Genomic DNA, 18,018 nt, shown 5'->3' with positions numbered 1-18,018 from the left:
ATCCGAGCAACGTTAGGACTCCTCATGCAGGATCTCGGATGGGCTGAAATCCTCATCATCGCCCTGGTCTTCGTGCTGCTCTTCGGTGCGAAGAAGCTCCCTGAGACGGCTCGCGCCGTCGGCCGCTCCCTGCGGATCTTCAAGGCCGAGGCCGGCAAGCTCCACGACGACGAACCGGCCGCGCCGCCGGCCGCCGGCCCGTCGCTGGAGGAGCAGGCGCGGCGGCTGGAGGAGCAGGCGGCCAGGCTGCGTGCGGGCATTCGGGAGGACGGCCAGGCCAAGGCCTGATCGCCCGGCCGGCGCGCCTGACGGCCTACACTGGGCAGCTGTGTCCGGAGGAGGAGTGACGGTGGCGATGGGTGAGGTCGGTGACCCGCCCGCCGACGTGCTGGCCGAAGCCGCGGCCGCTTTCGGGCTGCTGTCGTCCCCTCCGCGCCTGCACATCGTCTGGGCGCTGGCGCAGGGCGAGTGCGACGTGACCGGGTTGGCCGAGCGGGTGGGCGGCGCGCTTCCGGCGGTCAGCCAGCACCTGGCCAAGCTGAAGCTGGCCGGCCTGGTGCGGTCGAGGCGCGAGGGCCGCCGGGTGGTCTACCTGATCGACGATCAGGATATCGTCGCCACGGTCCAGGTGCTGGTGGGGCGCCTCGCCGAGCGAGCGGGCCGCCCAGGGGGACATGCCCATGGTCTGGGCGCCTGAGGCGCCGAGCACGCCGTCCCGGCCGGCGCAGGGCGAGATCGCGGCCCTGAGCAGGCTGCAGGTGCTGCGGCTGCTGGACAGCGGGCCGCGCGGCCTGGTGGAGGCGGAGGCCGAGTCCCGGCTGCTGCGCCACGGTGAGAACGTCCTTCCCGGTCATCGTCCCGTGTCGTGGCCGCGCCGGCTGGCGCGCAGCCTGCGGGACCCGTTCACGATGGTGCTGCTCGCGCTGGGGCTGGTGTCGGCCCTGATCGCGTCCTGGGGCACGGCGGGTGTGATCGTGCTCCTGGTCGTGGCCAGTTGCGCGCTCCGCTCCAACGGCGAATACCGGGCCGACCGCTCGACCGCGGCGCTGCGGGAGCTGGTGGCCACCACGGCGACGGTCCGGCGGCGTTCGTCGGAGGACGCCGAGCCGCGGGAGCGGGAGATCCCGGTCGATCAGCTCGTACCGGGCGACGTGGTCAAGCTGGGGCCGGGGGACCTGGTGCCGGCCGACGTCCGGCTGCTGCGTGCCAGGCGGCTGACCGTGCACCAGGCGCCGCTGACCGGGGAGTCGGCGCCGGTCCCCAAGCGGGCGCTCGACCTGCCCCAGGGTGACGATCACCTGTGCCGGCAGGGCAGCAGCGTGGTCTCGGGGAGCGCGCTGGCGGTGGTGGCGGCCACCGGCGCGGACACGATGCTGGCGGGCTCCTCCACCGCGCCGGTGCGCAGGTCGTCGGCGTTCGACCGTTCGGTGAACGGCATCTCCTGGACGCTGGTCCGGCTCATGGTGATCATCCCGCCGGTGGCGCTGGTGGCCAACGCGGTCCTGCGGGGCCGGGGGTTCGAGGCGCTGCCGTTCGCGGTGGCGGTGGCCGTCGGGCTCACGCCCGAGATGCTGCCCGTCGTCGTGACCACCGCCCTGGCCAGGGGGTCGGCGTTGCTGGCGCGCAGCGGCGTGATCGTCAAGCGGCTGGCCGCGCTGCACGACGTGGGCGCGATCGACGTGCTGTGCATGGACAAGACCGGCACGCTCACCCGCGACCGTCCCGTGCTGCGCGACTCCATCGGCCCGGACGGCGCTCCGGATCCCGAGGTGCTGCGCTGGGCCGCGATCAACAGCTTCTGGACGCTGCAGCTGGCCGACCCGCCGGTGCCCGACGCCCTGGACGAGGCGATCCTGCTCGGCGCGCCCGATCACGGGGAGGTCGAGGGCGTGGACGCCTCGCCGTTCGACCCGGTGAGCCGCGTCTCGTGCGCGCTCGTCCGCGACGGCGGCGCGCACCGCGTCGTGGTCAAGGGCGCCGTGGAGCGCGTGCTGGAACGTTGCACGCTCAGCCCGCCGGATCGCCTGCGTGCCGCCCGCCTGGCCGATCGGCTGGCCGAGGAAGGGCTGCGCGTGCTCGCGGTGGCCGTGGCCGACCGCCCTGCCGTCCACCGCCTGGGCGAGGAGCGCGGGCTGGCCTTCGCCGGCTTCGTCACCCTGGCCGACGAGCCGTCGCCGGAGGCGCCCGGCGCCCTGGCGGCGCTCTCCCGCCGCGGGATCACGCGCAAGGTGCTGACCGGCGACCATCCGGCGACCGCCGCCCGTACCTGCCGGGACCTGGGGCTGAGCGTGGGCGCGGTGGTCAACGCGGGCGAGCTGGACGACCTGTCCGACTCCGAGCTGGCCGAGGCCGCCGGCCGGGCGACCGTGGTCGCCCGCTGCACCCCGGAGCAGAAGGCGCGGGTCGTGCGCGCGCTGCGCGCCCGCGGACACACCGTCGGCTTCCTGGGCGACGGCGTCAACGACCTGGCCGCCATGCGCGCCGCCGACGTCGGCATCTGCCCGAGGGGCGCGGTGGACGTCACCCGGGAGGCGGCCGACGTCGTGCTGGCGGCCAAGGATCTCGCCGCGGTCGACCACTCGGCCCAGCACACCCGCGCTGGGCCGAGGACGCCGAGGCTGCCGCCCTACCAGTCGCCCCGGTAGAGCTGGCCGCGGACCGCGCCGCCGGGGAACTTGGCGTTGTGCAGGTTGGCGTACCAGTTCTTGGGGTTGTTCCAGATGCGGCGGGCGGTGGCGGTGTCGGTCGGGGCGCTGCCGGCCAGGCCGTTGACGCTGGGCGGCAGACCGCCCTTGGCCTCGAAGAAGGGGACGACGACGGGGCCGTTCTTGCCCTTGGGAGCGCGGTGGACGTGGGCGGCGGTGGGCGTGGCGACGTGCTTCCACGTGGCCGCGAACCAGACGCGGTCGCCTTCGGGCTGGACGAGCCAGGCGGCGCGGCCGTTGTGGTCGCCGACCTTGGTGCCGGGGGCGGGGATCTCCTGTTTGCCGTCGGCGAGGGTGGTCAGGGTGCGGCCGAAGCCGTGGGCCAGGATGGTCTCCAGGGCGACGGGGCGGATGCGGTGGAGCTGGGCCCGTACGGCGCCGCCGCCGAACTCGGCGTTGTGGAGGTTGGCGTACCAGCCCTGCGGGTTGTTGAGGATGCGGCCGAGGAGGTTGAGGTCCTTGGCGATGACGGTGCCCTTGATGGCGTGGAGCTGGGCGGGCAGGGCGGTGGTGACAAAGGGGATCTTGACCTCGCCGTTCTGGCCGGCGGTGCCCTTGTGGATGTGGAAGCCGCTGGGGGCGTTGACGTTGCTCCAGCGGACGGCGTAGTCGACGCGGTGGCCGTGGATGCGGAAAACGGCCAAGGCGCTGCCGTCGTCATCGCCGGCCTTGGTGCCGGCGGCCGGTACTTCGTTCTTCCCGGCGAGGCTGGCGGCCAGGTAGATGGGGGTGCTGGTCTGCGCGGCGGCCGGTGGCACGGGGGCGGCGACCAGTGCGGTGGTGATGGCCAGGCCAGGAAGAACGAGGGTGCGCTTGTTCATGAATCGGCCCTTGGTTAGGTGATTGCTTACTCCTGGGAGGTACGGGCCGATTCATGAACTTGGTTCAACGGGACGGCATCACCAGGTGACGGGCAGCTCGTGCATCCCGTAGACGCTGGCCTCGTCCTTGAACGAGAGCTGCTCGGCCGGCACGGCCAGCCGCAGGCCGGGGATCCGCCTGAACAGCGAGTCGAAGACGATCTCCAGCTCCACGCGGGCGAGGTTCTGGCCCAGGCACTGGTGCGGGCCGTAACCGAACGCCAGGTGGCTGCGGGCGTCGCGCTCGATGTCGAACGTGTCGGCGTCCGCGAACACCTCCGGATCGCGGTTGCCGGCGTTGGCCAGCGTGAGCACGCCCGCCCCGGCGGGGATGACCGTGCCGCCGAGCTCCACGTCCTCGGTGGTCACCCGCATGATCGCGAACTCGGCGATGGTGAAGTGCCGCAGCAGCTCCTCGACCGCGCCCGGCGTCTTGCTCGGGTCCGCACGCAGCGCGGCGAGCGTGTCGGGGTGCCGCAGCAGCATGTACGTGCCCAGCGAGATCATGTTCGCCGTGGTCTCGTGCCCGGCGATCAGCAGCAGGAACGCCAGGCTGAGCAGCGCGCCGTGGTCCACCTCGCCGCTCTCGCGCTGCTTGACCACCTGGCGGCCGAGCAGGTCGTCGGTCGGGTTCTCCTCCTTGGCCCTGATCAGCTTGTCCAGGTAGATGGCCAGCTCGAAGGAGGCGTGCTGGCGCTCCTGCGGCGTGGCGGCGCGGTTGAGCAACTGGGCGGAGTGCGTCTGGAAGAAGTCGTGTTCCTCGTACGGCACGCCGAGCAGCTCGCAGATCACCAGCGAGGGCACCGGCAGGGCGAACGCCCGCACCAGGTCGACCGGGCGCGGGCCGTCCAGCATGGCGTCGAGGTGCTCGTCCACGATCTGCTGGATGCGCGGCCGCAGGCCCGCGATGCGCCTGAGAGTGAACTCCCCGATCACGGCGCGTCGCACCGGACCGTGCTCGGGCGGGTCCATCTCCAGCATCATCTTGGGCAGCGGCGACTCGCCGGGCGCCATCTCGCCGTTCAGCCTGGGAGCGTTGGGATGGCGGCGGTCGGCGCTGAAACGCGGGTCGCTCAGGACCGTACGGATGTCCTCATAGCGGGCGGCGACCCAGGCGCTCGAACCGCCCGGCAGCGTGACCTCGGTGACCGGCTGCTCACGCAGGAGTCGAAGGTGCTGCTCGGGCGGTGCGTACGGGCAGGTGCGGGTGATCTGGAGCGTCTCAGCGGAGTCAGCGGTCACGGTTGTCCCCAATCAGCGTGCCATTCCCAAACTTCCCTACATCTGTAGGCTAACCTACAGATGTAGGGCACAGTACACTGAGGCGTGGCCCTCACCAGAGACAGAAAGAGCGACCTGAGCGACCCGCGGGTGCGCCGCACCCAGGCGGCCCTACAACGCACGCTGATCGACCTCGTCCAGGACCGTGACCTGTCCAGGATCAGCGTCGCCGATGTCGCCGAACGTGCCGGGGTGAGCCGCTCCACGTTCTACGACCACTACCGTGACGTGCACGAGCTGGCCGAGGCGGCGTGCACCACGATGATCGACGACCTGATCGAGGCCATCCCCGACCCCGGTGCCCGCAAGGTGCCCGACGCCGCCCCCGACACGCTGCTGACCTTCTTCACCCACCTCGACGAGCACGCCGGCCTCTACCGCAGCGTGCTCGGGCCCCAGGGCAGCGCGCGCGTGATCAACCACGTGCGCCGGCACGCCACCGTCGCGGCCTACGTCGGCGCGCGCCGCGCCGCCACGGAGGACGACGCCCCGACCGACTTCACGGCCCAGACCCCGCATGACGTGCCCGCCGCGTTCACGGCGGGCGCGCTCATCGGGGTCGCCATCGACTGGCTCCAGCACGGCTGCCCGCGATCGCCCGCCGAGATGGCCACCCTGACCCGCCCGCTGCTGATGGCCGTCTACCGCGGGAACGACCGCCCCCAGGCATAGGGGGCGGTCAGCTCGCGGACACCGAGAAGCTGTTGGTGACGAAGTCCATCCCGCCGCTGGAGGAGGTGATCTCGTAGCCGAACTGCACGTTGCCGAGCGTCACGTCACCCATCCAGCCGTTGGTGCGCAGCCAGTTGAGCACCGCCTTGATGTCCACGGTGCCCGAGTTGGTGTTGCCGGTCCTGACGAACGAGAAGACCTGGTTGGCGCCGTTGCTCCCGCGATAGACGTCCCAGCTGTGGCCGCCCACCGTGGCGCCGGTCTGGCGGGAGCCGAGCGGGCCGACGGCGCCGTGCTTGTTCATCCAGAGCATGATCTCGTACGCGTTGGCGGAGTCCCAGATGTCGTACGCCGTCGTGTACGAGCCGCCGTTCGGCACGGTGACGCTGAACCTGCTGGTGGCGCTGCCCAGGGCGCTGATGCGCTTGCCGACGTACTTGGTGGCGTTCGGGTACGACTTCACCCCGCCGGTGTTGGGGTGGTTGGCCCATACGCCCCAGTTGCTGTAGGAGTTCGCCCAGATGGTCTGCGGGCCGGCGCCGCTGCCCCAGATGTTGTTGTAGAGCGTGTAGCCGCCGTTGGACCAGGTGCCCCACCGGTCGGTGGAGGACCAGGTGGCGGCCAGGGCGGGCGGGGCGAAGAGGACGGCGACGAGCGCCAGTACGCAAACGGGGACGGCCGAACGCACGATCTTGCGCATTGCTGGATCCCTTCTGCCTGCCTGTGTTTAGTTTGGCTGGTATCCAAACTAAAGAACAGTCTGACTCCTTCAGTCAACCCCGGGTGAAACTTTCGCGGGAGGCAGCAGGGCGGTGGCCTCCACCTCGATCAGCCACCCGGGCAGGCCGAGGGCCTCGACGCCGAGCAGGGTGCCGGCGGCCGAGCTGCGCCGCGCCGGCGTGCCCGTCCTCGTGCTCGACCGGCTGGAGCGGCCGGGCCCGCACTCCAAGGCGCTGACGCGGCACCCGCGGATGATCGAGGTGCTGGCCATGCGCGGGATGGAGAAGACGTTCCTGGAGGAGGGCATCGCCATCCCGAACGGGCACTTCGGGATGCTGGAGACCCGGCTCGACTTCCGGCCGCTGCCGACGCGTCACCCGTACACGCTGTTCTTCCCGCAGGCGCGCACCGAGCGGCTGCTGGAGGAGAGCGCGGTGGCGCTGGGCGCCCGCGTGCTGCGCGGGCACGCCGTGACCGGGCTCGCGCAGGACTCCGCCGGCGTCGAGGTGAGCGTCGAAGGACCCGACGGCCCGTACGCCGTCCGCGCCCGCTACGTCGCCGGGTGCGACGGGGCGGGCAGCACGGTGCGCCGCGCCGCGGGCATCGACTTCCCGGGCACCGACGCCACGGTGTGGGGGTTCCTCGGCGACGTCCACCTGGACGACCCGCCGTCCGGGCCCTCGATGTCCGCCCACACCCTCGACGGCGGGGTGATGGTCGTCGGGATGCCGGGCGGCCACCACCGCGTCGCCGGCCACGCCCGCGACCTGGGCGCCACCACGTACGAGGGGGCGCTGGGGGACGACGTGCCCGCGGAGTGGAGAGCCGTCGGCGCGGCCCTGATCCGCCCCGACGGCCACGTCCACTGGGCTTTTAGGGTTTCGAGGAGCACGGGTGGAGCGGGGCGCTCATCGGCGCCGGCTGGGGACGGGTCGACACCTTCACGGTCGCCACCGCGCTGGCCGCGCGGACGACGACGTTCCAGCCGCCGAACTGGCGCGCCGCCGTCGGCCGGCGCCGGCTGCTCGACCTGGCCGCGCGGGGAGAGGTGCTCGACGGCAACCTCTACACCGCGCCCGGCAGGTTCGGCGGCGGCGGCGCGGGTTCCACCTGGCTGGTCGGCTCGGCCGAGGACGTGGCCAAGTCGCTGCGCGACCACCAGGCCCTCGGCATCACCCACTTCATCCTCTCCGACACTCCCTACCTGCGGGAGATCGAACGCCAGGGCGACCGGCTCCTACCGCTGCTGCGCGGCTGACCGCGTCATGGCCGGGCGGGGCTGAGCTCCCGGTTCCGGCCGATGGGGTCGCGGCGGCACATCCGCTTGGCAGGGTGCCAGGTGCCGTGGCCGCCGGCGCAGTGGGGCCGGGGCGGCTGGAGGCTCGGCTGGGCGGGGGTCGGGACGGGGCTGAGGGCGGCGGTGACGAGGAACGTGACGGTGGTGGTGAGGGCGCCGGTGATGACGGCGAGGGCGGCTCTCGTTCCAGTTCTCATGGTGCTCCCCGGTGTTGTGGTCTGCCGGGTTTGATGCTCGGTTGTCGGTGGTTGTTCGAAGTGTTGTTGCAGGTCAGGCAACATATCCGGGTTTGCGGGCTTATGCGGGGGAGGGGCGCGTGGGTGAAGGGGCGGGTTGGATGCCCACAGCAGCCAACCCGCCCGCGTGCCAGGCCGCGCGGTAGACGGCGATCTCGGTCATCGTCGGGGTGTAGACCTCGCTCGGCACCTTGCCGGTGAGCGACACCCGGAGCAGGGTGGTCGTGACGGTGCCGAAGCCCGTCACGGACCGGTCGTGCCCGATGCCGTCGGCGCGGCCGCTCTGTGCCTGCGGGCCCTGCTCGGTTTCGTCGAGCTCGCCGCGGGTGACCCCGCCGAGGCGGTACGGCACCTGGAACACATGGAGCAGGCGGCCACCTCTCTCGGAGCGGCGCTCGAAGCCGTGTGCCCGACCGCGGTGTCCGACCATGTGGAGGCGCTGGTGGCGCTCGGCCGCCTCGACCGGGCCGCCGAGCTGGCCGAACGGGCCGCCAGGTCGGCGCGCCTCATCGACCGGCCGCTGGCCAGGGGCGTCGCGGGCCGGGCCCGTGGCCTGCTGCTCACTGCCACGGGCTCGCCAAAACGGGCAGCCGGAGAGCTGGGCGCGGCCTGCGCGGAGTTCACCGCCGGAGGGATGCCGTTCGAGCTCGGCCGTACGCTGCTGGCGCTGGCCCAGGCGCAGGGGCGGCTACGCCGGCGAGCCGCGGCCAAGCAGAGCGCCGAGCAGGCCGCCACCCTGTTCGCCGAGCTCGGCGCGCCCCGCTGGGCCGGGGCGGCGGCGCAGCCGGCCAGGCCTCCGGGGCCGTACGGGCTGAAGCCGTCGGAGGCGCGGGTGGCCACGCTCGCGGCGCGCGGCCGGTCCAACCGGGAGATCGCCGAGGAGCTGGTGATCGAGGTGAAGACCGTGGAGACGCACCTGTCCAGTGCCTACCGCAAGCTGGGCGTACGCAGTCGGACGCAGCTCGCGGTCCGGTTGAACGAAGACGCCGGCGCTGGCCGGGCCTGACCGTTCACCGGTGTCTCGCCCATCACCCGTGTCTCGTTGCGGCGGTCAGCTCGCGGAGGCGCGCCAGGAACGACTGGCCGTTCGCGCCGGTGTCGAGCGGCAGCAGGTACGAGCTCGCCTCCGACGACCCGAACCAGCGCGCCTGCACGTCGACCCCCGTGGCCTGCCCGTACAGCGCCGGGTCCGCGACGCGCAGTGACACGTCCGCCAGCCTGGCGCCCAGCCGCACCTCCGTGCCCCGGTCGGTGACGGTGGCGATCACGATCACGCCCGGCGTGACGACGGCCGCCGTCGTGAACGGCCCGATCTCCAGCCCGACCACCCGGAACGTGCTGAACAGCCCGTTCAGCAGGCCGCGCCGCAAGCCGCCCGGCGGCAGGACCGGGACGCTGCGGGTCTCGCAGCAGATCTCGGCCGTCTCCTCCAGGTCGCCGAGGAGCTGCTGTCCGGCGTATTCCGTGACCGCCGTCCGCAGCCGGTCATCCAGTCCGCTCACCGGGCACAGCCGGGTGGCTCTGGTGTAGTCCAAGCTCATGACATCCCCCTGATGAGATCGGGCAAATGGGCACCGAGCGGCCGCCACTCGGCCGTCTCCGTGGACGGCCCGTGCGCCGGGTCGAATAGGCACGGCGGGCCCTTGCCCGCTGTCGGCGCGAGCTCCCGCCCGGCCCTGGCCAGCGCCTCCGTGCACGCCGACACCTCCCGCCAGTACGTCGAGCCATCCGCGACCGAGGCACGCAGCGCGTGGTTCTCGGCCAGGCGGCGGTACTCGCGGGCAGTCCCCGCGCCGGGCGGCAGCTTCGCGTCCAGCATGGTCACGTCCTGCTCCAGGCAGGCGCCGACCCGCTTCTTGAGCTCGGCGAAATCCCGTTCCGCCGCCGCGGTGAACCCCCAGGGTCCGTTGCGTACGAACACCAGCGCCGCGACCAGCACGGCGACCACCGCGACCGGCACGGCGACGATGACCAGCATGTTCGTTCTCCTTCCAGGCTTCAGCGGGTGGCGGCGGGCCAGAGATAGGTCTGCCGCCAGTCCGGGATCGGCTCACCGGTCACGTGCCCGGTGCCGAGCAGCAGGTAGACGCAGGCCGAGACCAGCGCGGACAGCAGGTAGCCGACGTCGAGGCCGCCGGTCAGCACCACGACGAACCCGGTCACGGCCTCCTCCACTCCCACGGTGAAACGCCCCAGGAACACCAGCCCGAGCGTGATCGCCGTCGCGGCCGCCGCCCCCGCCGTCCTGGACGTGCGCGGGAACAGTCCGTGCAGCTCCAGCCCCATGTTGTAGAGCGGCACGCCTGCCGCGCCCAGGCACCCGGCCACGCCGGCGAACAGCAGCAGCGGCAGGTACCAGGCGGTCGCCGCCCGTGCCACGCTCTCCAGGTACGCCCCCTTCGCCCGCGTCGAGATCGCCACGAAGGCGCCGAACAGCGTGGGCGCGAGCAGCCCGCAGAACAGCCCGGCGGCCGAGGACCACATTATGCCTGCCGCGCTGTGCCTCCGGGGAGACAGGTATCGCGTGTAGTCGCCGATGATCGTGGCGTACGCGACGGGTCCGCTGATCCCGGCCGTGACGAGGGCGAGAATCCTGGCCGACGCGCCGTTCAGCTCGGTAGGAGCCGACCTCGACCGCCTCGCCGCCCGTCCAGATCGCCACCGCCGTGTACCCGAGGGACAGCAGCAGCCCGATCATCGAGCCCACCAGCCGGCCGCGCACGCCGAAGTGCGCGCCCGCGGCCACCGTGTTGCTCGTCCCGGCCCGGAACCCCAGCAGCGCCAGCGGCGCCGCCAGCATCAGGCCGAGCGCCGTGCCCGCGGTGGCGGCCACGACGATCTGCCACCAGCTCAGTCCGTACGTGACGGGCAGCCAGCCGAACACCGTCGCGCTGAGCGACAGGTTCGAGCCCACGAGCACCCACATCACGGTCACGGGCCGGGCGGTGCGGCGGTGCTCGGCCATGGCGGACACGCCGTGCCGCTCGATCCCCACGCGCTGCTCCATGACGGCATCCCTTCCGATCGCGATCCAGATCACGATCGGCCACGCCTGTTGCGGGGGAGTGGACGCCCGGCTTGCGGGCGGCGGGCAAGCTAGCGGCAACATCCGGGCAAGCGAGACCAGCCGGGACCGGCGTCGTGACCCGATACCACGCCCTGCTCGCCGGCTCACCCGAGCCCGGCGTGCACCGCGCGGCGGCCAACGACACCCTCGACGCCAGGATCGGGCAGGTCGTCGCTTGACGGGTGTTTGGCCTGATCAATACGGTATCCGTGGTGAAACCCTGCAACGTGTTCCCGCTTTTCGGGATGGCGCGAGGCGGTCGGAACGGTGCCTGACCAGAATGAGGTGTGCCCGTACCAGGGGCTCGCGCCGTTCGAAAGCGACCAGAGCGAGCTGTTCTTCGGCCGTCGGCAGGCGGTCCGCGACCTGCTGGAGCGGCTCGCGCCCCGGCTGCGGGAGCGCGGCTCCATCCTGCTGGTCTCGGGGGCCTCGGGCGTGGGCAAGTCGTCGCTGCTGCGGGCGGGGTTGATGCCGGCGCTCGCAGACGATACGCCGCTGCTGCCCGGGTCGCGGGACTGGCCCCGGCTGCTCGTCACGCCGACTGCGGAGCCGTTCCGCGCGCTCGCCGAAGCCTGGGTGCAGGCGTACGGCGGTAGCGCGGAGCAGGCCGGCGAGCGATTACGAGCGCTTCCGGAAGAGGCCGGCGAGCCGTCGAGGGAGCATCCGGAGCAGGCCGGTGAGGGAGCGCAGGAGCGGGTGGGGAAGGCCGGCCCGCCGGACGGGCGGCTCGTGCTGGTGGTGGACCAGTTCGAGGAGCTGTTCACCTTGGTGGCCGACGAGCTGGAGCGCCAGGCGTTCGTCCAGACCCTGCACGCCCTGGCCGGAGCCGGCGCCGCGGTGATCATCGGGGTGCGCGCGGACTACTGGGACCGCTGCGCCGCCTACCCTAAGCTCGCCGGGGCCATCCAGGACGGCCAGGTGATCGTCGAGCCGATGACGGAGCCGGACCTGCGGCTGGCCATCGCCGGTCCCGCCGCCGCTGTGGGCCTGGAGCTCGAACCTGGGCTGGTCGAGATCATTCTGCGTGAGCTGCGTGCGGGCGGCGGCTTCGAGGCCGCCTCCCTGCCCCTGCTGTCGCAGGCGCTGCTCAACACGTGGGAAAGACGCGAGGACGGCAGGCTGACCATCCGGGGGTACGAGGACTCCGGCCAGGTACGCGCCTCCGTGCAGCGCACGGCTGACGAGGTGCTCGACCGGCTGTCTCCCGATGATCGCAAGGCCACGCTGCGGATCTTCCGGCGGATGACCCTGATCACCTCAGGCGGGCGGATGGCGCGACGCAGCGCGACCTGGACCGAGCTCCACGCCGCCGCGGCCGCGGACTCGGAGCAGCGCAGGGCCCGGGTCGAGGAGCTGCTGTCGGCGTTCGCCGGACTGCGCCTGATCACGCTGCACGAGGACCGCGCGGAGATCGCTCACGACGCCCTGCTGACCGCCTGGCCCACTCTGCGGCAGTGGCTCGAACCTGACCTGACCGCGCACGCGGTGTACGACCGGCTCGTGGAGGACGCCGGGCAATGGGCCGAGAACCACCGCGACCCTGCCTTCCTCTACCGCGGGGCCCGGCTGCTGGCCGTACAGGACAGCCGGCCGCGCTGGGACCGCGACCCGCGCAGCTTCCCGCCGCCCGGCCCCGTCGTGAACCGCTTCGTCGCGGCGTCCGTCGCCGCCGCGCGGCGGGCGGGCCGGCGCCGCGCCTTCGTCATGGCCGGTCTGGCCACGCTGTCGGTGCTCGCCCTGCTCGCTGCCGGCATCGCCGTGAACGCGGCGGACAACGCCGACCGGCAGCGCCTGCTGGCGGTTCAGGAGCGGCAACTGGCGGTGTCGCGCCGGCTCGCCACGGAGAGTGACATCACCGACGATCCGGTCACCTCCGCGCTGCTGGCCGTGGCAGCGTGGCGGCTGGCCGAAACCCCCGAGACTCGTCGGCGCCTGCTCGACGTAGCGGCCCGCGCGGACCGGGGAATCTTCTCCGCGCAGGACGATTCCATCGACCAGCTGCTGTTCAGCCCCACCGGTTCGATCATCGCGACCGGCTACAACGGCACCGTCCGGTTGTGGGACTCGGCGACCCACCGGCAGCTCGGCGAGCCGATCGTTCATGACGGGCTGTGCGTCTTCGGATTCGAGACGGCCTTCAGTCCCGACGGGAAGGTGCTGGCCACGGCATGCTTTCACGAGGTCGTGTTCTGGGACGTGGCCACCCGCCGGCCGCTGGGGCCCCCGATGGACGTCGTGGACGGGGTACGGGCGATGGCGTTCAGCCCGAGCGGCGGGACCCTCGCGACCGCGACCGCGAGCGGCACCGTGCGGTTGTGGGACACCGTCGAGCGCCGGCAGGCCGGAGCCCCCATCGGCCACGAGTCCGTCCGCGGCTCCATCGGTCAGGTGGCCTTCAGCCCGGACGGAAAGCGTCTGATCAGCGCCGGCGACACCGTACGCGTCTGGGACCTCGTCACCCGCCGCAAGATCGGCAGGGCGCTCACCGGGCACGCCGGCGACATCAGCGGCATCTCCCTCAGCCCGGATGGCGGAACGCTCGCGACGGTCAGCATCGCGGATCGGACCGCCAGGTTGTGGGATCTGACCACGTACGAGCAGATCGGTGGCGTCCTGCGGGGAACCGGCAGCGACCTCGGCTTCTACGCGGTGGCCTTCAGCCCGGACGGGACGAGGCTCGCCACCGGTGGCAGAGACGGCTACACCAGGCTGTGGGACACCGCGAGCCGCCGGCAGGTGGGTGACCCGTTGACCAACAGGCGGTTCCGGAACGAGAAACTGGCATTCAGCCCTGATGGAAGGACCCTCGCGGCCGCCGACGCGGACGGCCAGGTGTGGCTGTGGGACCCGACGGCGCACCGGCAGCTCGGCGCGGCGATGCCCGGCACGTACGACGTCGCCTTCAGCCCCGGCGAAAAGACCCTGGCCGCCTCCGACCCCGTGGTCGCCATGGGTACCGACCGCAAGGACAGCGCCGTCCGGTTCTTCGACGTGGCCACCCGCCGCGAGTCCGGCCCCCGCCTGCGCCCTGAGGACGATCCGGTGCCCCGCGAATGGGCTGGCGTCCGCGCCATCAGGTTCAGCCGTGACGGCAGGACGCTCACCACGGCCGGGACCGATGGCGCCATCCGGCGGTGGGGCGCCGTCACCCGCCGCCAGCTCGGCCCCGCCGACAGGCTCGGCTCGTTCGGCGAGCTGAGCGCCGACGGCGGGCTCAGCGCCTTCTGGGTGCTGACCGGCAACGACGGTTCCGTCGCGATCTGGGACGTCGCGGGCCGCCGCGAGGTCGGACCTCGCATCGTCGTCAAGGGTCACACCAGTTTTGTGCCCGCGAAGGCGTTCAGCCCTGACGGCTCCATCCTGGCGCTGGCGGGCAGCGACCAGACCGTACGGCTGTTCGACGTCGCCACCCGCCGTCAAATCGGTGAGCCTTTGCACGGCGCCGCAACGGATCAGCACAGCGCCCTGGCCTTCAGCGGCGACGGGAGGCTCCTGGCCACCACGGCGGCTGACGGCACCGTGCGGCTGTGGGACGTGGCGAGCCGGCTTCAGAAGGGGGTCATCCTGACCGGTCACACCAACTCCGTCGGTGCGATGGCGTTCAGCCCCGATGGCAGAACCCTCGCCACCGGCTCGGGGGACCGCACCGTGCGGCTGTGGGACGTACCGACCCTCCGCCAGATCGGCCCCGCGCTGACCGGTCACACGAAGACCGTGGCCGATGTGGCCTTCAGCCCGGACGGGGCCCTGCTCGCCACGGTAAGCGCCGATCTGACCCTGCGGCTGTGGAACGTCGCGGCGCCCGCCGACCCTGCCGCCGCGGTGTGTGCGCAGGCGGGCCGCTCCTTCACCCGCGCCGAGTGGCGGCGTTACGTGGAGGCCGAGGAGTTCCGGCAGGTGTGCCCTTGACCACTTGTCGCTACAGAGGGTGCTCTGCGCCGCCGGGCTGGACGTAGCGCATGACGGTTCGCGGGTTCCTGCGGCGGGTCCTGCCCATGATGAACCGCGGTGGGATCTCGGCTGCTCGGCTGCAGCAGCAAAGGCTCTATGGGGTGCGCAACGAGATCACGCTCCCCCGTTCAGATCAAGAGAGCGCCGCCGGATCGTCCACCGGTGAACGCGTTGCCATGCTGCTGCGTCGCTTGACATCCTTACACCGGTGATCGATGCTCATCGCCCCATCAAGGCCACCGTCGCCATCCCCGTCACCGTACGCGACCTCCTGCCCCGCGACCTGCCCGCGTGCACATGGTCGGGTTCGGCCGGCCACCTGCGCCACGTGGAGCGGGCGTTGGCGCGTGCCGCGAAGGGAGAGGTGGACTATCTGGCGGTATGCACTCCTGTGAACCTGCCAGTCGCCATCGGCGGCGTCGACTACCGGCTCAGTGAGGGGGCCGGTACCCTGTGGCAGCTCGCCGTGCTTCCGGCGCTCCAGTCCCGTGGCCTGGGAACGTTGCTAATCCAGGCCGCCGAGCAGCGCATCGGTGACCGCGGCCTGCGCAGGGCGGAACTCGCCGTCGAGGAGGACAATCCTCGAGCTCGCGCTCTGTATGAACGTCTGGGCTATATCGCCTATGGCCGAAAGCCGGAGGCCTGGGACGAGGAAGCGCCGGACGGCTCGATCCATCGCCACGAGACCACGTGCGTTCTCATGCGCAAGAATCTATGAGCCGAGCAGAGAACCTCGTACAGGCAGGTCCGGCCAGTTCTAGCAGTTCAGTAGCCCACTGTCCCTTTCTCCCGTACTTGGTCTGCCCCCTGCTCATCATGCCTGCCGGATGCGGCGCTGGGCGGCGTCCACCCGCATTGATTACGGCCGCCCAAGTCATCACCGGTTCAGCGATATCCGACCGCATTTCCGGAGACTACGGCAACTCCGCTCCAGGCCTCGGCCTGCGCTTCACCCGGCTGGGTCCTGGACGCCCGTGACCGCGCCGGATTTGTCGGTCACGTACGTCCCCTTCGACAGATCGATCAAGACCAGGTCGTTGCCGAACGGGTCGGCCACAACCGCCAGACGGCCGACGGGAACATCGACGGGCTCGGCGACCATGCGGCCGCCGGCCTCGACCACCTGGGCGGTGGCGTCGTCCACCGAGGCGACCAGCCAGGTCGGCACCAGGCCGAGCCGGGTCGTCAGCACGATCTCGGTATCGGTATCGGGCAGCCCGAGGCCCGCCTGCCCCAGTTCGTCGTTGCGCCACAGCAGCTCGTGGCCGAGACGGTCCCGGTAGAAACCAAGACCGCTGTCGAGGTCCGGGACCGGGACCATGACCGCGTCGACCTTCCGGATGGCGGGCGACGCCCGATGGGGCACCATGTCCCGAAGCTACCCGGTCATGGGTGATCAGCGGAGCAGAACCGCAGGGGGTGGGCGTCTGGCTTGCCCACCGGGGGTCTCAGTAGCCATCGAGCAGAATCCAACGAACCCGCCCCTGACCTGCGGTGACGTAGTGTTCAGTGCTGCAGAAGAAGGGCGATCCGCCCTGGCTATGGAGTTAAGGGCTGATCCGCGAGTGAGCGAGATCAGAATTCCTGGCGCAGGATGGCGTACTCGGCGCGGGCTTGTTCGACAGCGTCGGAGTGGTGCTGGGTCTTCTCGTGTTCTGCGAGGGCGCGGTAGACGCTGGCGAGGGAGGGGTTGTGTCCCTTGCGCTTGCCGGCGGGGATGATCAGGTCTTTGCGGATCTTGTCGACGGGTTCACCGGCCGCGCGGCGCCGCAGGACGGTGTGGATCATGTCGTCGGTGATGACGGCGGGACGGTCGCCGTGGTTGCCCTTGCGGGCTGCGGCATCCAGCCTCTCCAGGGTTGCCTCGCGAATCGCTTCCCGCTCGGTTTCGGCCATGGCGGCGAAGACCGCGAACAGCATCCGTCCGGGGCCCGGCCGGGTCGTAGATCCCGGCGAGCGGCCCGGCGAGCATTTCCAGGACCAGGCCGTGTGCGGTGAGGTGGTCGGCCAGGGTGGTGAGCTCGCCGGCGTCGCGGCCGAGCCGCTTCAGCTCATACACCGTCAGGATGACGCGGCAGTGCGGGGCGTGAGCCTTGATCTGCCGCGCGGTGGCCAGGGCCCTTTCGAACTCCGGCCGGGCCCTGACGCGCGTGGAGATCTTCTCGGAGAAGATCTTGTCGCGGCTGATGCCGTGGGCGGCCAGGGCGTCGAGCTGGGATCGGAGTTCCTGGGTGGGGGAGGAGCAGCGGGCGTAGCCGATGCGGATGTCGGCCGAGGGCCGGTCGGGGTCGACGGGGGCTGGGACGGCGCTCACAGGCGTGATCTCTCGCGTCGCCCTCGAAATGCCGCTCGCTATCCGCCGGTCGCGTGATCTAGGTGACCGCGTATCCGACCTGATCACGTCGGCGTACGCAGAGGAGCCGCCCGGACAGACCGCCGCTCCGCCCGCCGAACCCCAGACCGGCGACCTGGACGACCTGAGCCGCCAGATCATGGAGCGGCAACGTGCTCTGCGCGACCTCGAACGCAGGGTCAACGCGCTCAAGGACGCCGTCAACGCTATTCCGACGCACGGTGCGAGCGTGGACCTGGAGAAGATTCTGCACGCGTTCAACGACTACCGCCGCTCCTCCGAACGCAGCTCACGAGTCTCATTGATCCTGGGGGTGATCTTGTCGATCCCCATCGGAATCGCGATCAACCTTCCGACTCCCTGAAACTGAGCGGGCACAGACGCCCGGATCGCTTGCATCATGATCACCCTTGGCTCCGTCGGGGCGATCTCCGACATCTGGCGCACCGGCCTGCTTTTCGCCCAGCTCCGGATACGCGGACTGTTTCCTCTGCGCGGGATGCGGTTCCTCGAAGACGCCCGCCGGCGTCATGTGCTGCGCACCGCCGGAGCCAGATACCAGTTCAAACACGATCGGCTACGAGCCACCCTCGCCAACGACTGTCAACGCTCTGACCCACCGCCGAGCTAACCACCGGCGAGTGCGTCCAGTTGTGACTGCAGTTCCTGGGTGAGGGCGTAGCACCGCGGGCATCGACCAGCTGATCGAGACGGCGCTGGATGCGGGCGCGTTCGGCGCCAAGCTCACCGGCGGCGGGCCGGGCGGCTGCGTCCTGGCCCTGGCCGCCGGCCCGGCCGAGGCCGCGGCTGGCGGAGCGGCTGCGGCAGGCCGACGCTGCCCGGACCTGGACCGCGCCGCTCGACAGCGGGGGTAGG

19 protein-coding genes and 2 pseudogenes are annotated in these 18,018 nt (G+C 71.5%); 10 read left to right on the top strand and 11 right to left on the bottom strand.

The genetic code is table 11. The annotated features are described in order from the left end of the window. Nucleotides 1–24 precede the first annotated feature (24 nt). The 3 genes from tatA to ACFKCF_RS18820 all read left to right on the top strand — a co-directional run bounded on the left by tatA (nucleotide 25) and on the right by ACFKCF_RS18820 (nucleotide 2,645). On the top strand, nucleotides 25–288 hold the full coding sequence (tatA, locus tag ACFKCF_RS18830; protein ID WP_394495170.1) for a Sec-independent protein translocase subunit TatA: 264 nt from the start codon (nucleotides 25–27) through the stop codon (nucleotides 286–288). A 67-nt stretch (nucleotides 289–355) separates the two neighbouring features. Then, nucleotides 356–697, top strand: a complete 342-nt coding sequence (locus ACFKCF_RS18825; RefSeq protein WP_394495168.1) for an ArsR/SmtB family transcription factor — start codon at nucleotides 356–358, stop codon at nucleotides 695–697. Beyond that, nucleotides 681–2,645, top strand: a complete 1,965-nt coding sequence (locus ACFKCF_RS18820) for a cation-translocating P-type ATPase (RefSeq protein WP_394495166.1) — start codon at nucleotides 681–683, stop codon at nucleotides 2,643–2,645. The genes ACFKCF_RS18825 and ACFKCF_RS18820 overlap by 17 nt, the downstream gene beginning before the upstream one ends. On the opposite strand, the gene ACFKCF_RS18815 is transcribed toward ACFKCF_RS18820, so the two are convergent. Together ACFKCF_RS18815 and ACFKCF_RS18810 are read right to left on the bottom strand one after the other, a co-directional pair. Further along, the gene (locus tag ACFKCF_RS18815; protein WP_394495164.1) at nucleotides 2,627–3,526 is read right to left on the bottom strand and encodes a CHRD domain-containing protein; all 900 of its coding nucleotides are present in this window, start codon (nucleotides 3,524–3,526) and stop codon (nucleotides 2,627–2,629) included. The genes ACFKCF_RS18820 and ACFKCF_RS18815 overlap by 19 nt on opposite strands. Before the next feature lie 78 nt (nucleotides 3,527–3,604). After that, nucleotides 3,605–4,807: a cytochrome P450 gene (locus ACFKCF_RS18810; RefSeq protein ID WP_394495163.1), complete on the bottom strand. Its 1,203-nt coding sequence runs from the start codon at nucleotides 4,805–4,807 to the stop codon at nucleotides 3,605–3,607. An 84-nt stretch (nucleotides 4,808–4,891) separates the two neighbouring features. Between ACFKCF_RS18810 and ACFKCF_RS18805 the strand changes: the two genes are divergently transcribed. Beyond that, the gene (locus tag ACFKCF_RS18805) at nucleotides 4,892–5,518 is read left to right on the top strand and encodes a TetR/AcrR family transcriptional regulator (protein ID WP_394495161.1); all 627 of its coding nucleotides are present in this window, start codon (nucleotides 4,892–4,894) and stop codon (nucleotides 5,516–5,518) included. A gap of 7 nt (nucleotides 5,519–5,525) precedes the next feature. On the opposite strand, the gene ACFKCF_RS18800 is transcribed toward ACFKCF_RS18805, so the two are convergent. Beyond that, nucleotides 5,526–6,218, bottom strand: a complete 693-nt coding sequence (locus ACFKCF_RS18800; protein WP_394495160.1) for a hypothetical protein — start codon at nucleotides 6,216–6,218, stop codon at nucleotides 5,526–5,528. 112 nt (nucleotides 6,219–6,330) lie between these two features. Between ACFKCF_RS18800 and ACFKCF_RS18795 the strand changes: the two genes are divergently transcribed. Continuing rightward, complete coding sequence (locus ACFKCF_RS18795) at nucleotides 6,331–7,521, top strand: FAD-dependent monooxygenase (protein ID WP_394495158.1); 1,191 nt, start codon at nucleotides 6,331–6,333, stop codon at nucleotides 7,519–7,521. Here ACFKCF_RS18795 and ACFKCF_RS18790 read toward each other — a convergent pair. Both ACFKCF_RS18790 and ACFKCF_RS18785 read right to left on the bottom strand, forming a co-directional pair. Next, entirely contained in the window at nucleotides 7,502–7,732 is a 231-nt protein-coding gene (locus tag ACFKCF_RS18790; protein WP_394495156.1) for a hypothetical protein, read from the bottom strand. The two genes, ACFKCF_RS18795 and ACFKCF_RS18790, sit on opposite strands and share 20 nt — an antisense overlap. Nucleotides 7,733–7,832: 100 nt before the next feature. Next, entirely contained in the window at nucleotides 7,833–8,018 is a 186-nt protein-coding gene (locus tag ACFKCF_RS18785; RefSeq protein WP_394495154.1) for a hypothetical protein, read from the bottom strand. A gap of 9 nt (nucleotides 8,019–8,027) precedes the next feature. On the opposite strand from ACFKCF_RS18785, the gene ACFKCF_RS18780 reads away from it, so the two are divergent. After that, nucleotides 8,028–8,777, top strand: a complete 750-nt coding sequence (locus ACFKCF_RS18780; RefSeq protein WP_394495152.1) for a response regulator transcription factor — start codon at nucleotides 8,028–8,030, stop codon at nucleotides 8,775–8,777. A gap of 22 nt (nucleotides 8,778–8,799) precedes the next feature. Here the strand turns inward: ACFKCF_RS18780 and ACFKCF_RS18775 are convergent, their stop codons facing one another. The 4 genes and pseudogenes from ACFKCF_RS18775 to ACFKCF_RS18760 all read right to left on the bottom strand — a co-directional run. Continuing rightward, nucleotides 8,800–9,312: a hypothetical protein gene (locus ACFKCF_RS18775; protein WP_394495150.1), complete on the bottom strand. Its 513-nt coding sequence runs from the start codon at nucleotides 9,310–9,312 to the stop codon at nucleotides 8,800–8,802. Next, complete coding sequence (locus tag ACFKCF_RS18770; RefSeq protein ID WP_394495148.1) at nucleotides 9,309–9,749, bottom strand: hypothetical protein; 441 nt, start codon at nucleotides 9,747–9,749, stop codon at nucleotides 9,309–9,311. The genes ACFKCF_RS18775 and ACFKCF_RS18770 overlap by 4 nt, the downstream gene beginning before the upstream one ends. A gap of 20 nt (nucleotides 9,750–9,769) precedes the next feature. Then, the gene (locus tag ACFKCF_RS18765; protein ID WP_394495584.1) at nucleotides 9,770–10,363 is read right to left on the bottom strand and encodes a cytosine permease; all 594 of its coding nucleotides are present in this window, start codon (nucleotides 10,361–10,363) and stop codon (nucleotides 9,770–9,772) included. A 52-nt stretch (nucleotides 10,364–10,415) separates the two neighbouring features. Continuing rightward, nucleotides 10,416–10,736 (bottom strand): annotated as a pseudogene (locus ACFKCF_RS18760) (cytosine permease); the annotation flags it as partial. A gap of 369 nt (nucleotides 10,737–11,105) precedes the next feature. On the opposite strand from ACFKCF_RS18760, the gene ACFKCF_RS18755 reads away from it, so the two are divergent. Beyond that, nucleotides 11,106–14,747, top strand: coding sequence for an NACHT and WD repeat domain-containing protein (locus tag ACFKCF_RS18755; protein ID WP_394495147.1), 3,642 nt, complete (start codon nucleotides 11,106–11,108; stop codon nucleotides 14,745–14,747). Between the two features lie 250 nt (nucleotides 14,748–14,997). Next, complete coding sequence (locus ACFKCF_RS18750) at nucleotides 14,998–15,507, top strand: GNAT family N-acetyltransferase (protein WP_394495145.1); 510 nt, start codon at nucleotides 14,998–15,000, stop codon at nucleotides 15,505–15,507. Between the two features lie 231 nt (nucleotides 15,508–15,738). Here ACFKCF_RS18750 and ACFKCF_RS18745 read toward each other — a convergent pair whose 3' ends face one another. Then, complete coding sequence (locus ACFKCF_RS18745; RefSeq protein WP_394495143.1) at nucleotides 15,739–16,158, bottom strand: VOC family protein; 420 nt, start codon at nucleotides 16,156–16,158, stop codon at nucleotides 15,739–15,741. A gap of 206 nt (nucleotides 16,159–16,364) precedes the next feature. Next, nucleotides 16,365–17,103 (bottom strand): annotated as a pseudogene (locus tag ACFKCF_RS18740) (recombinase family protein). Here ACFKCF_RS18740 and ACFKCF_RS18735 point away from each other — a divergent pair. Both ACFKCF_RS18735 and ACFKCF_RS18730 read left to right on the top strand, forming a co-directional pair. Further along, on the top strand, nucleotides 17,054–17,506 hold the full coding sequence (locus ACFKCF_RS18735; RefSeq protein ID WP_394495594.1) for a hypothetical protein: 453 nt from the start codon (nucleotides 17,054–17,056) through the stop codon (nucleotides 17,504–17,506). The pseudogene ACFKCF_RS18740 and the gene ACFKCF_RS18735 overlap by 50 nt on opposite strands. A 328-nt stretch (nucleotides 17,507–17,834) precedes the next feature. Continuing rightward, complete coding sequence (locus ACFKCF_RS18730; RefSeq protein WP_394495583.1) at nucleotides 17,835–18,017, top strand: hypothetical protein; 183 nt, start codon at nucleotides 17,835–17,837, stop codon at nucleotides 18,015–18,017. The last annotated feature ends 1 nt before the right edge of the window (nucleotide 18,018 follow it).

It is taken from the genome of Nonomuraea sp. JJY05, assembly GCF_043496855.1.
Lineage (GTDB): Bacteria > Actinomycetota > Actinomycetes > Streptosporangiales > Streptosporangiaceae > Nonomuraea.
This window is presented reverse-complemented; position numbering and strand designations above follow the sequence as displayed.

Bases quoted from the DNA above. Each gene is read 5' to 3' on its own strand.
- ACFKCF_RS18815 (WP_394495164.1), bottom strand. From the start codon at position 3,526: ATGAACAAGCGCACCCTCGTTCTTCCTGGCCTGGCCATCACCACCGCA.
- ACFKCF_RS18790 (WP_394495156.1), bottom strand. From the start codon at position 7,732: ATGAGAACTGGAACGAGAGCCGCCCTCGCCGTCATCACCGGCGCCCTC.
- ACFKCF_RS18745 (WP_394495143.1), bottom strand. From the start codon at position 16,158: ATGGTGCCCCATCGGGCGTCGCCCGCCATCCGGAAGGTCGACGCGGTC.
- ACFKCF_RS18770 (WP_394495148.1), bottom strand. From the start codon at position 9,749: ATGCTGGTCATCGTCGCCGTGCCGGTCGCGGTGGTCGCCGTGCTGGTC.
- ACFKCF_RS18820 (WP_394495166.1), top strand. From the start codon at position 681: ATGGTCTGGGCGCCTGAGGCGCCGAGCACGCCGTCCCGGCCGGCGCAG.
- ACFKCF_RS18775 (WP_394495150.1), bottom strand. From the start codon at position 9,312: ATGAGCTTGGACTACACCAGAGCCACCCGGCTGTGCCCGGTGAGCGGA.
- ACFKCF_RS18825 (WP_394495168.1), top strand. From the start codon at position 356: ATGGGTGAGGTCGGTGACCCGCCCGCCGACGTGCTGGCCGAAGCCGCG.
- ACFKCF_RS18735 (WP_394495594.1), top strand. From the start codon at position 17,054: ATGTCGGCCGAGGGCCGGTCGGGGTCGACGGGGGCTGGGACGGCGCTC.
- ACFKCF_RS18800 (WP_394495160.1), bottom strand. From the start codon at position 6,218: ATGCGCAAGATCGTGCGTTCGGCCGTCCCCGTTTGCGTACTGGCGCTC.
- tatA (WP_394495170.1), top strand. From the start codon at position 25: ATGCAGGATCTCGGATGGGCTGAAATCCTCATCATCGCCCTGGTCTTC.